Origin of the sequence: Devosia sp. (assembly GCF_039927955.1) — a bacterium.
GTDB lineage: Bacteria > Pseudomonadota > Alphaproteobacteria > Rhizobiales > Devosiaceae > Devosia.
In genome coordinates, this window is record NZ_JBDSUA010000005.1 from 137,163 (window position 1) to 149,661 (window position 12,499).

At 61.7% G+C, this 12,499-nt stretch carries 14 protein-coding genes; 12 read left to right on the top strand and 2 right to left on the bottom strand.

Annotation, left to right across the window (positions count from 1 at the left end; translation table 11 throughout):
- The first annotated feature begins 111 nt into the window (after window positions 1-111).
- The 5 genes from flgF to ABIT12_RS02620 all read left to right on the top strand — a co-directional run bounded on the left by flgF (window position 112) and on the right by ABIT12_RS02620 (window position 3,797).
- Window positions 112-852, top strand: a complete 741-nt coding sequence (gene flgF / locus ABIT12_RS02600) for a flagellar basal-body rod protein FlgF (RefSeq protein ID WP_348043039.1) — start codon at window positions 112-114, stop codon at window positions 850-852.
- A 15-nt stretch (window positions 853-867) separates the two neighbouring features.
- The gene (flgG, locus tag ABIT12_RS02605) at window positions 868-1,653 is read left to right on the top strand and encodes a flagellar basal-body rod protein FlgG (protein WP_348043041.1); all 786 of its coding nucleotides are present in this window, start codon (window positions 868-870) and stop codon (window positions 1,651-1,653) included.
- Between the two features lie 14 nt (window positions 1,654-1,667).
- Entirely contained in the window at window positions 1,668-2,615 is a 948-nt protein-coding gene (flgA, locus tag ABIT12_RS02610; RefSeq protein ID WP_348043043.1) for a flagellar basal body P-ring formation chaperone FlgA, read from the top strand.
- 21 nt (window positions 2,616-2,636) lie between these two features.
- Entirely contained in the window at window positions 2,637-3,371 is a 735-nt protein-coding gene (flgH, locus tag ABIT12_RS02615) for a flagellar basal body L-ring protein FlgH (RefSeq protein WP_348043045.1), read from the top strand.
- Between the two features lie 258 nt (window positions 3,372-3,629).
- Window positions 3,630-3,797, top strand: a complete 168-nt coding sequence (locus tag ABIT12_RS02620) for a hypothetical protein (protein WP_348043047.1) — start codon at window positions 3,630-3,632, stop codon at window positions 3,795-3,797.
- 15 nt (window positions 3,798-3,812) lie between these two features.
- Here ABIT12_RS02620 and ABIT12_RS02625 read toward each other — a convergent pair whose 3' ends face one another.
- Window positions 3,813-4,199: a hypothetical protein gene (locus tag ABIT12_RS02625; protein ID WP_348043049.1), complete on the bottom strand. Its 387-nt coding sequence runs from the start codon at window positions 4,197-4,199 to the stop codon at window positions 3,813-3,815.
- A gap of 60 nt (window positions 4,200-4,259) precedes the next feature.
- Window positions 4,260-5,066 carry a phosphodiesterase gene (locus ABIT12_RS02630; RefSeq protein WP_348043051.1) on the bottom strand — a complete coding sequence of 269 codons (807 nt, stop codon included), beginning with the start codon at window positions 5,064-5,066 and terminating at the stop codon, window positions 4,260-4,262.
- Window positions 5,067-5,839: 773 nt separating this feature from the next.
- Between ABIT12_RS02630 and ABIT12_RS02635 the strand changes: the two genes are divergently transcribed.
- The 7 genes from ABIT12_RS02635 (at window position 5,840) to ABIT12_RS02665 (ending at window position 12,470) form a co-directional block, all read left to right on the top strand.
- Entirely contained in the window at window positions 5,840-7,327 is a 1,488-nt protein-coding gene (locus tag ABIT12_RS02635; RefSeq protein ID WP_348043053.1) for a carboxypeptidase M32, read from the top strand.
- 108 nt (window positions 7,328-7,435) lie between these two features.
- Window positions 7,436-9,307: an EAL domain-containing protein gene (locus ABIT12_RS02640; RefSeq protein ID WP_348043055.1), complete on the top strand. Its 1,872-nt coding sequence runs from the start codon at window positions 7,436-7,438 to the stop codon at window positions 9,305-9,307.
- A 168-nt stretch (window positions 9,308-9,475) separates the two neighbouring features.
- On the top strand, window positions 9,476-9,907 hold the full coding sequence (locus ABIT12_RS02645) for a curlin (RefSeq protein ID WP_348043057.1): 432 nt from the start codon (window positions 9,476-9,478) through the stop codon (window positions 9,905-9,907).
- A gap of 265 nt (window positions 9,908-10,172) precedes the next feature.
- Window positions 10,173-10,604 carry a curlin gene (locus ABIT12_RS02650; RefSeq protein WP_348043059.1) on the top strand — a complete coding sequence of 144 codons (432 nt, stop codon included), beginning with the start codon at window positions 10,173-10,175 and terminating at the stop codon, window positions 10,602-10,604.
- 83 nt (window positions 10,605-10,687) lie between these two features.
- A complete protein-coding gene (csgH, locus tag ABIT12_RS02655; protein ID WP_348043061.1) occupies window positions 10,688-11,083 on the top strand; it encodes a curli-like amyloid fiber formation chaperone CsgH in 396 nt (131 codons plus the stop codon).
- A gap of 197 nt (window positions 11,084-11,280) precedes the next feature.
- Window positions 11,281-11,697: a curlin gene (locus ABIT12_RS02660; RefSeq protein ID WP_348043063.1), complete on the top strand. Its 417-nt coding sequence runs from the start codon at window positions 11,281-11,283 to the stop codon at window positions 11,695-11,697.
- Between the two features lie 119 nt (window positions 11,698-11,816).
- Window positions 11,817-12,470 (top strand): DUF2306 domain-containing protein, encoded by a 654-nt coding sequence (locus ABIT12_RS02665; protein ID WP_348043065.1) that lies wholly within the window; start codon window positions 11,817-11,819, stop codon window positions 12,468-12,470.
- Window positions 12,471-12,499: the final 29 nt, after the last annotated feature.

Here is a 12,499-nt window from a genome sequence, read left to right on the forward strand (position 1 = left end):
TCTGATTTTATTAAAGTTTCCGCCTTGGCATGGTTTCTGCAAGGTAAATGGCGAGACGATCGGCTTGGGGAAGCAGGTGGTTTCGGGGAATTAAGACTTCGGGGATATCGCATGATCGAAAATGCGCAATTGATCAGCCTTTCAAGGCAAATGGCCTTGCAGCGCCAGATGGACGTGGTGGCCAACAACATGGCCAACGTCAACACCACCGGCTTCAAGTCGGAGCAGATGCTGTTTGAGCAATACGATATGCCGGTCGCCCGTGACCGCGATTTTCAGGGCAGCGACCAGCCCCTCGCTTACGTGCAGGATTGGGCCACGGTCCACGATCTGAGCGGCGGCGACATCATCCAGACCGGCAATCCGCTCGATGTCGCGCTCAATGGCGACGGCTTCTTTTCGGTCCAGACCTCTGGCGGCGAGCGCTATACCAAATCCGGCGCTTTCCAGATCAGCAATACCGGCCAGTTGGTCGATCTCAATGGCAACCCGGTTCTGGGCCAGGGCGGTCCGTTCCAGTTCGGTCCCGCCGAAAAGGACGTCGCCATCGCCGCAGACGGCACCGTCTCCACCAGCGCCGGCATCAAGGGCCGCCTCAAGCTCGTTGAGTTCGCCCAGCCGCAGGCGCTGAACCGCGAGGGCGACAACCTGTTCTCCGGCGGCACCCCGACCCCATCGACCAAGACCCAGGCCATGCAGGGCTCGCTGGAAAAATCCAACGTCTCCGGCATCACCCAGATGGCCGAGATGATCCGCGTCACCCGCTCCTATGAATCCATTGCCCAGTTGATGAGCCGCCAGGACGAAATGCGTTCCGCAGCCATTCAGCGTCTCGGCTCAGTCAACGCGTAACAGGGAACCCAAGTCATGAAAGCTCTCTACATCGCATCGACCGGCATGAGTGCCGAGGAACGCAACGTTGAAGTGATCTCCAACAACATCGCCAACATGCGCACCACCGGCTACAAGCGCCAACGCGCCGAGTTCCAGGATCTGCTGTACCAGCAGATGCGCCGCGCCGGTTCGCAGACCTCCAACCAGGGCAACATGATCCCTGCCGGCCTCGAAATCGGCTCGGGCGTTCGCACCGTCGCCACCCCCCGCGTGATGAGCCAGGGCAGCGTCAGCCCGACGGAAAAAGATCTCGACATCGCCATCCGCGGCGATGGCTTTTTCATGATCCAGATGCCCGATGGCCGCACCGGCTACACCCGCGACGGCTCGTTCGAACGCGACGCAACCGGGCAGCTGGTCAATTCCAGCGGCTTCGTGCTGCAGCCCGGCATCACCATTCCCGATACCGCCAAATCCATCGCCATCGCGCCAAACGGTACGGTCGAGGCAACCCTGGGCACCGATGCTGCGCCGACCCAGCTGGGCCAGCTCCAGCTCGCCAACTTCGTCAACAAGGCGGGCCTTGAATCGGTGGGCGACAACCTGTTCGTGGAAACCGCTGCCAGCGGCACCCCGCAGATTGGCCTGCCCAATGCTGACAGCAATGGCGACCTGCTCCAGGGCTATCTCGAAATGAGCAACGTCAATTCCGTCACCGAAATCGCCGACCTCATCGCCGCCCAGCGCGCCTACGAAATGAACGCTCGCGTCATTTCCGGCGCTGACGAGATGATGCAGTCGACCAGCCAGATGCGCTGATAGGGGCCATGATCATGTTCGCACGCAAAATCCTCGTCGCTCTCGCCCTCACCCTGGTCACCAGCGCCACCGCGCTCGCCACCCCGGTGCTCAAGTCCGAAATTCTGGTCGCCGCCGCCGTCGTCACGGTCGGCGACATGTTCGACGATGCCGGCCTGCTGGCCGAGGAACCCCTGTTCCGCGCTCCCCTGCCCGGCACCACCGGCATGGTGCCGCTCCGTGACATCGCCGCCGCTGCCGCCCGCGTCGGCCTGACCAATTTCACCAGCACCGGCATCGCCAGCGTCCGGGTGATGCGCGACACCACCGTGGTCGACGAACAATTGCTGACCAAGATGATCGCCACCGACTTGCAGGCCAAGGGCATTCTCACTCCCGGCATGAGCGCCCAGACCATGTTCGATCAGCCACTGACCCCGATCAATGCCGAAGCCAGCGACACGCCTGCGACCCTGTTGAACCTGCGCTACCTGCCCGCCAATGGCGCCTTCACCGCGCGCTTTATCGTGGCCGGCGTACAGGCTCCGCTCGATGTCAGCGGCACGCTCGACCTGATGATCTCGGCCCCGCACCTGGTGCGCACGCTGTCTGCCGGCACCATTCTGAGCGCTGACGACATCACCATGAAGCTGGTCCCGCTCAAATTTGCCGAAACCACCGGCGTTGCCACCGAAGAGCAACTGGTCGGCAAGCAGCTGCAGCGCCAGAGCCGCGAAGGCATGATGCTGACCCCCGAGGATGTCGTCACTGCCCAGCTGATCACCCGCAATGAATTCGTCACCATCTACTTCCGCAAGGGTCCAATGACCCTGACGGTCAAGGGCCAGGCCTTGGGCAATGCCGCCGCCGGTGCGCCGGTTCAGGTGCTCAACCTGATGTCCAACAAAGTTGTCACCGCCGTCGCGGCCTCTGCCGGCGCCGTCGAAATCTCGTCCGGTCCGCTCAATGTGGCCGGCCTCTAGTCAGCCTTCAGGAGAATAGAAATGAACACCGTCAAACTCGCCACCATCCTGACGCTGACCGGCCTGCTCGGTGCCTGCAACACCATCGATCGCCTCGCCAATGTGGGCAACGCCCCGGTGCTGACCGCCATTGCCGATCCCACCACCACGGCGGGCTATCAGCCGGTGCGCATGCCGATGCCCGAAGCCATCGAAGACACCTACCAGGCCAATTCGCTGTACCGCACTTCGGCCAGGGGCTTCTTCAAGGACGAACGCGCCCACCGTATCGGCGACATCCTCACCGTCATCGTCACCATCGACGACAAGGCCAAGATCAACAACTCGACCCAGTCGAGCCGCAGCGCATCGAACTCCGCCGGCATGGGCGGCATCTTCGGCGCCGCTATGACCAACGTCGCCCCGGACCTCGATCCGTCGAGCGCCATCGATCTGACCTCGGGCCTGAAGAACTCCGGCGCCGGCTCGGTCAACCGTGCGGAAAACCTCACCACCTCGGTGGCCGCGGTGGTCACCCAGGTTCTCCCCAATGGCAATCTGGTCATCGAGGGCCATCAGGAAGTGCGCGTGAACTTCGAAGTACGTGATCTGGTGGTAGCCGGCATCGTCCGTCCGTCCGATATCCAGGCCGACAACACCATCCCTTCGTCCAAGATCGCCGAAGCCCGCATCGCCTACGGCGGCCGCGGCCAGATCACCGATGTCCAGCAGCCCCGCTATGGCCAGCAGGTCCTCGACGCCATCCTTCCCTTCTAAGAGCCAGAGTAGAGTTTACAAACGGCCTCAGAAATTCCCCTTCCGGTCGCACATTCCCCCAATGGTGCGGCCGGCCTCCCCGGCAGGGTCAAGGCCTTGCCACAACGGCGCCTTCAGAAGAATCCGCCGCAATGAGGCGCAGTCCCCCGGCTGCGCCTCTTCCCTTTTCAGGGTGATCGACAGCCGATGCGTCCGAAAAGGGGAACCATCCTTGCCGCGACCGGTTTATCCGAGACCCAACCAACGAAGGAGAGAACCATGATCACCTCGGCAACCATCGCCGTCGGACTGGCAATCGGCGTCGGCATTGGCGTGGCTATGGGTAACGTCGCCTTGGGGATCGGCGTCGGTATAGCAGCGGCGATCGCTCTTGCCGGAACCTATCTCAGCTACCAACGCTACCTGCGCCAAAACGGAAGTGATTAAAACCGCCAGGGTACATTAGTCGCTCTGGTCCTTGACCCCTTCACTCCTGCGCCGGCCAGAAATGAACGCCGCACCACCAGCGAGCCGCTTGCTGCTTGGCTTGCTCGGCTCGACCACGCGCCAGAACGGCACCACGTCGGTGTCTCCAGCTTCATAAGCCGCCACGGCCTCTTCGGCGATGGTCTTGATATGGTGCTGCGTGGTGACCGGACAGGTCGCTTCTGCACCAGCTTCAACAGCAAGTTCGCGTCGCACCGCGTCGAGCGACCGGGTCTGGCCCGGCGGCACGCGCCTTATGCTGTTGGCGATCATGGTGACATTGGGGATCAGCATGGTCTGCATCACCGTCTCGCCACGCACGCTGTGCGGCCGGTTCTTGATGTAGCTTTCGCCGTCAGCCATCAACGCCTCCTCGCGCCACAATAGCCTGACCAGGCAAACCGCGCTTGATCGCGCTTGCGCTCAGTCCTGCGCCCACAGCACCTTGTCCTGGTCGAGAAAATCGATCGAATGGATCACCGTGCTCTCAGGCTCCAGAAAGCACACATTGTAGGTCGGGCTGAAGGCGCCATAGCCCATGCGGCCAGCGACGCCCGAAAAATCCGGCCAGCACACATGGTTGGTCGAGCGCGGCGCCGAAAACGGCACCCCGCACACCTGCCCGCTCAACGTATAGTGGCAGTGGCCGAAAAAGATGTGCCGGACCGTATCGCGATAGTCGCGCAGAATGGCGTGAAATTCCGCCTCCTGCACCAGCCCGATCGCATCGGCATTGGCCACATGCACCACCACCGGATTGTGATGCAGAAACACCCAGGCTGGCTTGCCCGCCCGCTTTGCGCCGTCGAGGACATGGCGCAACCAGGCCTGCCGCTGCCCATCATAGTGACCTGCATGCGTGCCTGGCTCACTGCTGTCGAGATAAACCAGCAGCCCTGCCTCGCTCTCTTCGACCGACTGGACAAAGCCATGCTCGTCGCGCTGCGCATCGGTAAATACCGACGCAAAAGTCTCGCGATTGTCGTGATTGCCGATCAGTAACCGCGGCCGCAGGTCGCCCTGCAACGGCGACGCATCCAGCATCGCCTTGAGCCGCTCATAGCTCTCCGCCCCACCATGATGGGTCAGGTCACCGGTGATCACCACCCGATCGGCATCGGCCTGAAACTCCGCCACATGCGCCAGGCACGCCGCAAAATTGGCCACCGGATCAAACCCCAGGATCGGTTCGGGATTGATGTGGATGTCGGAAATATGGATCAGCTTCATCGACTGCTCTCTGTCAAACCGCGCCAGCTTGCATCGGCCCGGACCACACTATTGGCACCATTGTCTATTTGACCACCATGTCATTCTAGCGAAGGCGGGAACACCGCGTCGCCCCGCCCCACCGGCCCACCCTCTCCCCTTGAGGGAGAGGGACAGATTTTCTGCGTCCAGCAGAAAATCAGGGTGAGGGGTGCTGCGCCATCCCATGCCGGAAGCCCGGGATACCCCTCATCCGCCCTGCAGGCACCTTCTCCCTCAAGCGGAGAAGGAAGATCTTATGTAACTTATCCCCACCACCAAATCTGCGCGCATACTCTCCCCATCCCCGTGCATTACTGCGCGGTCGCGACGAACGGTCGGCGCGGGGATACCGGATGAAGGGAAGGTCGCTTCCCTTCCGCTGGTGCGATTGAACTGGGTCCGGCCAACTCTCCGGGCCGAAGGTGGGGGGCGAACGGGCTGAACCTGTTTGCCAACCCATGGCGACGCCATCAGGGCGTGGACGCCATGGGCCTGCCGTTGCGGAACCAAGACGCAAGTCCGCCAGTCCAGCGCATGCGGCGAGCCTCCGGAACAGCATGGGGCAAGGCTTGCTTCATTTTACTACCCGCCGGAAGACCGGCACCGAGGCGATCCTTGCCCCATGTCGCAGAACCTTGCGACCAGCGCCGATCGAGTGCCCGCAGGCCACTGGCCGTGCGGAGTTTTCGCACATCCCTCTTCCCTCCTTTGCCCGCCTGTGGAACACCTCTGCCAAAGCTTATGGAGCCTTCATGTCCTTCGAAAAACTCGACGCCCTCGGTCACCGCCTCGAAGCGCTGGAACACGCGCTGTCCATCCTGGGGGCCGACGAGGCCACCCACATGGCCGTCGGCGGCGGCGACAAGCGTGCTGAAGCCATGTCGACGCTGGCCGGCATGTACCATGCCCAATCCACCGCGCCCGAAATCGCCGACTGGATTGAGGCCGCCAAACCCGAAACTGAAGACCAGAAGCTGGCGCTCAAGGAATTCAAGCGCAGCTATCTCAACGCCACCTGCCTGCCCACCGAGTTCGTCGAGCGCCGCACCGCCGCCACCATGCGCTCCGAACAGCTCTGGCGCGACCTGCGCGCCAAGGGCGATTGGGACAGCTTTTTGCCTGCGCTCGAAGGCGTCGTCTCGCTGGTTCGCGAGGAAGCGCATCTGCGCGCCGATGCGCTCAAGCTGGCGCCCTATGACGCGCTGATGGAACAATACGATCCCGGCAATCGCACCGCCCAGCTCGATGGCGTGTTTGCCGATCTCAAGAGCTTCCTCAAGGGCTTCGTGCCCGAGGCACTGGCGGTGCAACAGGAAAAGCTGGCCAAACGCCCGCTCAAGCCGCTGAACGGCCCCTACCCGATCGAAAAGCAGCGCGAGCTTGGCCTCGCCGCCATGCGCGCCGTTGGCTTCGATTTCACCCATGGCTCGCTCGCCGTCTCGCACCACCCGTTCTGTGGGGGCGTCCCGACCGATGTGCGCATGACCACGCGCTATCGCACCGACGAATTTCTCTCTTCGCTGATGGGCGTGCTGCACGAAACCGGCCATGCGCTTTACGAACAGGGCCTGCCAAAATCCTGGTCGCATTGGTCGCTCGGCAAGGCCCGTGGCATGGGTATTCACGAAAGCCAGAGCCTGTTCGTGGAAATGCAACTCGCCCGCAGCCCCGAATTCTGGCAGTTCGCGCTGCCGCTGGTGCATCAGTATCTGGGTGCCGACGCCATTCCGGGCTGGGACGTCGATGACGTGCTGGCGCAGGTCAATCTGGTCGAACGTGGCTATATCCGCGTCGATGCCGACGAGGTCACCTACCCGCTCCACGTCATCCTGCGCTACGAGCTGGAGCAGGACCTGATCAACGGCAAGCTCGAAGCCGCCCAGATCCCCGAAGCCTGGGATGCCAAGATGACTGAATATCTCGGCATTTCCACCATCAACAATCCCAAGGACGGCCCGATGCAGGACGTCCACTGGCCCGGCGGCGCCTTCGGCTATTTCCCCAGCTATACCCTGGGCGCCATGATCGCGGCCCAGCAATGGGCTACGCTGGAACAGGCTCAGCCCAACCTGCGCGCCGATATTGCCAAAGGCGATTTCACCGGCGCCAATCAATGGCGCGCCGAAAACATCTGGTCCCAGGCCAGCCGCTACTCGACCCCCGACCTGATCACCCGTGCCACCGGCGAGCCCCTCAACGCCGCCCATTTCAAGGCGCATCTCAAAAAGCGCTATCTTTAGCCGCGCAAGGAACCAGTCGGGACCAAAGATAAAACCGTCAAATGATATGAAATAAATTCTTCAGGGTGATGCCGTATCTTGTGGTTCGTAATACTGGGAACCGCGCCTATGAAGGCCAATGTCAGCGATATGCTGCTTCATCTGCAGAACGAAGTTCTGGAGGCGATTGCCTATGGCGAGGCTCTTGAATCCATTGGCAGGGTCTTGTGCGAACGCGCCGAGGTACTCGCGCCGGGCGCCATCTGCTCAATCCTGACTGTTGATCGCGACGGCCGCCTGCATCCGCTGGCGTCCCCCAGCCTGCCGACACATTACTCCAATGCCCTCGACGGTCTGCCGATCGGCCCGGACGTCGGTTCCTGCGGCACCGCCGCCTATCTCGGCCAACCCGTGAACGTCACCGATATTGCCACCGACCCGCTCTGGGCCAAATACAAGACCCTGCCCCTGCCGCTGGGCCTCAAATCCTGCTGGTCCAGCCCGATCACGGCCCGCGACGGGCGCGTTGTCGGCACTTTCGCCTTCTATCACCGCACCAATATTGGCCCAACCCAACTCGAAGAGCGCATCGTCAGCACCTGTCTTCACCTGTGCACCATTGCCATGGAGCACAAGGAAGTGCAGGACCGCAATCATCGGCTCGCCTATTTCGACACGCTGACCGACCTGCCGAACCGGGGCCATTTCAACCAGTTGTTGCGGACCCGCATTACCAACAACCGCCCCTTTGGCCTGCTGTTTGTCGATATCGATCACCTCAAGTCCATCAACGACACTATGGGGCACGTCTTTGGCGATGTGTTCATTCGCACTCTGGCCGGGCGCATCGGCGCGGCTGATCCAGCCATGCCGGCCTGCCGCATGGGCGGCGACGAATTCGCGCTGCTGGTCGACAACTGCGCCTCCGATATTGCGCTGCAAGCCGCTGCCGAAAAAGTTCTGGCCAGCGCCGCCGGCTTGATCGAAGTGGGGCATCACACCGTTTCTCCCAGCGTCACCATCGGCGGCGCGCTGTTTGGCCGGGACGGCAGCGACGCCGAAACGCTGTATCAAAACGCCGATTTCGCGCTCTATCACGCCAAGGAAAAGCATCGCGGCGGCTTTGTGCCTTTCCGCACCGACCTGCGGAGCGCCATGATCGAGAATATCAATCTGGTCAGCATGGTCGACAAGGCGCTCGATGAGGGGCGAATGCTGGCCCACTACCAGCCAATCGTTCGGCTCGACACCGGCGAGATTGTTGGTCTGGAGGCGCTGGCCCGGTTGCGCACTGAAGATGGCACCATCATTGCTGCCGGTCAGTTTCAGCCGGCACTGGCCGATCCCAGGATCGCCTACCGCCTGACCGATTGCATGCTCGCCGAAGTTGCCGCCGATATTCGCAACTGGCTCGATCAGGGCCTGCCGATCCAGCATGTCGGCATCAACGTCACCACCGGCGATTTCCAGCGCGGTGACCTGAAGCAACGCATTGTTTCGACGTTCGAAGCCGCCCGCGTGCCCCTCAAGCACATCATTCTTGAGGTCAACGAGGCCGTCTACATGGGCGGCACCGATCGCATGGTGGCCAAGGCGGTCGAAGATCTGCGCAACATGGGCGTCCTGGCGGCGCTCGATGATTTCGGCACCGGCTTCGCCTCGCTGACCCACCTGCTGTCGTTTCCGATCGACGTCATCAAGATCGACAAATCCTTTGTCGACCGCATCGCCACCGACGCGCCCAGTGCCGTGATCGTTGGCGGCATCATCGACATTGCCCGCAAGCTGAACATGCGCATTGTTGCCGAAGGCGTAGAAACCGCCGTTCAGGCCGCCTTTCTTGCCGATCTCGGGTGCAGCCTTGGCCAGGGATATCTGTTCTCGCGCCCGTGCGGCGCCGCCGATGTAACGACCTTGCTCGGCGCCTTCGCCCAAGGCGTGAAGACCCCGATGCCGGCCGCCGCTGCACCGTTGCCCATTCGCAGGCTTCGGGCGTCATAGACGCTGCGCGGTCCGCGCCAAACCACTGCGTCGTAACAATTTTCAACAAATCGTCACGGTGAACGAATTCTGAATTTGCAGTTCAGACCCGGTTCCGGAGCGCGCCGCTAAACCTGTTGTCATCAACCAAGCGATCGCCGATCGCCAAACCCAACAGGAGACTTCCAAATGCGCGCTTTCATCATCACCACTGCAATCGCCGCCGTCCTCGCTCTCTCTGCTGCCCCTTCCATGGCCAATGACGTGTTCCTCAACCAGACCGGTTTCGGCAATGCTGCCGGCGGTTCCCAGTTCGGCACGGCCAACACTCTCGGCGTGTTCCAGAACGGCGTGTTCAACCAGGCGGTTGGCCATCAGACCGGCAACCACAATACCGGCGCCATTGGCCAGATCGGCGTCAACAACGCCGCCCAGACTGACCAGAACGGCGACTTCAACGAAGCTGGCATCGGCCAGTTCGGTGACAACCACACTGCCATCATCAGCCAGGACGGCAATGGCAACGTCGCAGCCGGCGTGCAGGTCGGCAACGGTTGCAACGCCAACGTGGTTCAGCACGGTGTTGGCAACGTCTCGGCCTTCGTCCAGGCCTGCCCCTGATCCTCAGTTCGCCTGACCAAAATTCAAGCCGGGAGCGCGCAAGCCTCCCGGCTTTTTCGTTGCTGACCCGCAAATCAAAAGCTGCACCATTTCAAAGGCTTCGATCCATCGAAGCCTTTTATTTTAGCCCATCGAAAGAAAAAACCGCGGTGAACGGATTCTGAATGAGCCGGTCCGAATGGGTTCAGCCACCGGGTGGCAATCTCTAGTCATCAGCTGGAACACACCAGCGCCCCAACAAACCGAACCCATCAGGAGACTTCAAATGCGCGCTTTCATCATCACCACTGCAATCGCCGCCGTTCTCGCCATCTCCGCAGCTCCCGCCATGGCCAATGGCGTGTTCCTCAACCAGACCGGTTTCGGCAACGCGGCCGGCGGTTCCCAGTTCGGCCTCGATAACACCCTCGGCGTGTTCCAGAACGGCGCCTTCAACCAGGCCGTCGGCCATCAGACCGGCAACCACAACGTCGGCGCCATCGGCCAGAGCGGCGTCAACAACGCTGCCCAGACCGATCAGAATGGCGACTTCAACGAAGCCGGCATCGGCCAGTTCGGTGACAACCACACCGCCATCATCAGCCAGGACGGCAATGGCAACGTCGCGGCCGGCGTCCAGGTCGGCAATGGCTGCAACGCCAACGTCGTCCAGCACGGCGTCGGCAACGTCTCGGCCTTCGTCCAGGCCTGCCCCTGATCCCCGGCAGTCGTGATTTTCCCGCGGCCGGGAGGCAGACCGCCTCTCGGCCATCGGTCCATCAACCCAACAGGAGATTTCAGATGACCAAATTCAGCCCCCGCTTCCTTGCTACCGCCGTTCTCGGCCTCGGCATTCTCGGCTTTGCCGCCACCAGCGGCCACGCCGATACCGCAACCACCGCCGGCCCCGTACTCTGCGGCGTCGAAGCCAAAACCATCAACGGCATGCTCTCGCTCGAAGCCACCATGCTTTCTACCGAGGCGCTGAGCGGCTACTACGAGTTCAAGGTGGTCAGCTCCGGCCCCGGCGGCAATTCCAACATCAACCAGGGCGGCGCCTTTGCAGCCAATGCCAATGACCAGATCTCGCTGGGCAAGGTGATGATCAACGGCGGCTCCAACTACAAGGTGTCGTTCGACGTCAACGCCAACGGCGCTTCGATCGATTGCGCCAAACAGGTCGCCAGCCTGCGTTGATTTTATCAACGCATTGTATCCAAAGGGGTTTCGAGCAATCGGAACCCCTTTTCGTTTCCCCACCAAAGAATTTTCGCGGCTGAACGCATTCTGAATGAGCCGCTCCGAATGGGTTCAGCCACCGGGTGGCAATCTCTAGTCATCGGCTGGAACACACCAGCGCCCCAACAAAACCGAACCCATCAGGAGAAGCCAAAATGACCAAGTTCCTCAAGACCGCCATCGCCGCCGTTTTCGTCGCCACTCTCGGCTCCGCCGCCCTGACGCTCCCGGCTACTGCCGGCGGCCAGGTTTCGGTCAGCTACACCCCGACCGATCCGGACCAGGCTCAGGCTTTGGGTCTTGGCCTGCAGTTTCTGTCGCTGGCAAACGGCATGAAGGCGCATGGCGCCAATGTCAGCCAGAACGGCAATGGCAACGGCGCCGGCGTCGCCCAGAACGGGTCGGGCAATAATGGTGTCATCCTCCAGGAAGGCAATGGCCACACCGGCACCATCAACCAGAACGGCAACAACAACAATTGCGGCCTGCTCCAGTTCGGCGAAGCCACCAATGCCGAATGCGTCCAGAACGGCGACAACCAGTCCAGCCTCACCACTGTCTTCGGCTTCTGATCCCTCCCATCAGAGCCAGAACGGGGCCTTCGGGCCCCGTTTGCATTTGTGCTTGCCAGTCCAACTATAGTGTATTACACAACTAGCACACTGACATAGCGTCATACGAGGGCAAACGCATGACCACCAAGTCCAACTGGCCGATACCAACTGCGCTGATCCTGCTCACCGCAGTCCCCGCCATTGCCGGCATTGCCCGCCTCTATGGCCTGGCTGGCGGCACCGCAGTCTCCTCCGAAAACGCCCGCTTCTTCGCCATGCCGCTCCCGGTCGTGCTGCACATCATCGGCGCCACGCTGTTCTGCATCCTGGGCGCCTTCCAGTTTTCCGCCAGCTTCCGGCGCAATCACCTGCTCTGGCACAAAATCTCCGGCCGCCTGCTGATGGTCTGCGGCATGGTCGCCGCCCTGTCCGGCCTGTGGATGAACCAGTTCTACCCGCAACCTCCGGGTGACGGCATCGTGGTCTATTGGGAACGGATCATTTTTGGCGGCGCCATGGCCGCCTCGATCGCCTTGAGCCTGTCATTCATTCTCAAACGCGACATCCCCAACCATCGCACCTGGATCATTCGCGGCTATGCCATCGGCCAAGGCGCCGGAACGCAGGTGTTTACCCACGTTCCATGGCTGCTGCTTTATGGCTCCGCGCCTGGCGAATTTCCCCGCGCCATCCTGATGGGCGCCGGCTGGGTCATCAATATCGCCATTGCTGAATGGATCATCCGCCGCAAGCCAAAACCCCGTTTCCGCCCCCTTGCTATCCCCGCATGAACAAAAAGCCCGCATCGCTGCGGGCTTGA

What these genes read in the sequence shown, in the direction of transcription:
- flgF (WP_348043039.1), top strand. Translation starts at nt 112, where the DNA reads ATGATCGAAAATGCGCAATTGATCAGCCTTTCAAGGCAAATGGCCTTG.
- flgG (WP_348043041.1), top strand. Translation starts at nt 868, where the DNA reads ATGAAAGCTCTCTACATCGCATCGACCGGCATGAGTGCCGAGGAACGC.
- flgA (WP_348043043.1), top strand. Translation starts at nt 1,668, where the DNA reads ATGTTCGCACGCAAAATCCTCGTCGCTCTCGCCCTCACCCTGGTCACC.
- flgH (WP_348043045.1), top strand. Translation starts at nt 2,637, where the DNA reads ATGAACACCGTCAAACTCGCCACCATCCTGACGCTGACCGGCCTGCTC.
- ABIT12_RS02620 (WP_348043047.1), top strand. Translation starts at nt 3,630, where the DNA reads ATGATCACCTCGGCAACCATCGCCGTCGGACTGGCAATCGGCGTCGGC.
- ABIT12_RS02625 (WP_348043049.1), bottom strand. Translation starts at nt 4,199, where the DNA reads ATGGCTGACGGCGAAAGCTACATCAAGAACCGGCCGCACAGCGTGCGT.
- ABIT12_RS02630 (WP_348043051.1), bottom strand. Translation starts at nt 5,066, where the DNA reads ATGAAGCTGATCCATATTTCCGACATCCACATCAATCCCGAACCGATC.
- ABIT12_RS02635 (WP_348043053.1), top strand. Translation starts at nt 5,840, where the DNA reads ATGTCCTTCGAAAAACTCGACGCCCTCGGTCACCGCCTCGAAGCGCTG.
- ABIT12_RS02640 (WP_348043055.1), top strand. Translation starts at nt 7,436, where the DNA reads ATGAAGGCCAATGTCAGCGATATGCTGCTTCATCTGCAGAACGAAGTT.
- ABIT12_RS02645 (WP_348043057.1), top strand. Translation starts at nt 9,476, where the DNA reads ATGCGCGCTTTCATCATCACCACTGCAATCGCCGCCGTCCTCGCTCTC.
- ABIT12_RS02650 (WP_348043059.1), top strand. Translation starts at nt 10,173, where the DNA reads ATGCGCGCTTTCATCATCACCACTGCAATCGCCGCCGTTCTCGCCATC.
- csgH (WP_348043061.1), top strand. Translation starts at nt 10,688, where the DNA reads ATGACCAAATTCAGCCCCCGCTTCCTTGCTACCGCCGTTCTCGGCCTC.
- ABIT12_RS02660 (WP_348043063.1), top strand. Translation starts at nt 11,281, where the DNA reads ATGACCAAGTTCCTCAAGACCGCCATCGCCGCCGTTTTCGTCGCCACT.
- ABIT12_RS02665 (WP_348043065.1), top strand. Translation starts at nt 11,817, where the DNA reads ATGACCACCAAGTCCAACTGGCCGATACCAACTGCGCTGATCCTGCTC.